Source organism: Streptococcus sp. GMD6S, from assembly GCF_000297015.1.
On sequence record NZ_AJRH01000179.1, the window covers coordinates 1 to 981 of the forward strand.

1 protein-coding gene is annotated in these 981 nt (G+C 30.7%); it reads left to right on the forward strand.

Features of this window, described 5'->3' with window-relative positions:
- The first annotated feature begins 50 nt into the window (after positions 1-50).
- On the forward strand, positions 51-749 hold the full coding sequence (locus GMD6S_RS09500; protein ID WP_000746966.1) for a hypothetical protein: 699 nt from the start codon (positions 51-53) through the stop codon (positions 747-749).
- Positions 750-981 lie beyond the last annotated feature (232 nt).

Here is a 981-nt window from a genome sequence, read left to right on the forward strand (position 1 = left end):
GGGAACTATGATTAGCTATTTTGTTGAATATCATAAATAAGGAGAAGGTTATGAAAAAACGCATGTTTTTCGCAATGTTACTTTTAGGAGGATTGATTATGATAGGATTGGTAGGATGTGGAGAAAATAAGAACAGTCGAGTATGGATTGAGAACAAAGTCTCTGAGGTCAGTCGTGTTTATCCAACTGAAAATCTCTTTGATTTGTTTAAGCAATTTCCGGAAGGGTTTAATATTACTCAAACATTCTATAAGGATTCGCTCAGAACAGTAGTTTCCTTAGATGGAGATGCAGAAAATCAAACCATAAAAGGAAAGATAGAGACTATAAAAATATCTACCGAACCATATAAAGAAGAAGTGAAAGACCATGTTGATGTAGAATATAAAGATGGTCAATTTATATTTTCTAACAATGAGGTAGCGGAAAAAATTTGGGGTTATAAAAGTTTTCTATTCCAAACATTAAGTTTGAATAGAGATGTTTTATCTCAAATGAAGCTTGAAAAGTTTCAATATTTTTCAAATCGCAATGTGTTTGAAATCTATTATATTAGTGATGACTCTACAATAAATAATTTCCTTAATTCAAATGGAGAACACATTTTATCAATAAGTGGAGCGGAATCTTATAATAATACAAAAGGTTATCGATTGAATGTTAATATTGCTTTTAAGGATAACCCAAATGATGGAATGAGTGAGATAGTTTCAAGTTGGATAGATGATAGAAATAGTGTTTCTAATTAATTTGCTAACATTTAAAACATCCTGATTGACCTGATTATAAATAAGGAGCATGCGAAAGAATGAGTGAAAAAGAATCGGTTAACAGTGAAATTCCAACTCTGGATGCAGCGAATCTGACTTGTAAATTTGAATAAGATACAAGGAAATGTTGCTTTTATTGTATACCATAAGGGAACTATGATTAGCTATTTTGTTGAATATCATAAATAAGGAGAAGGTTATGAAAAAACGC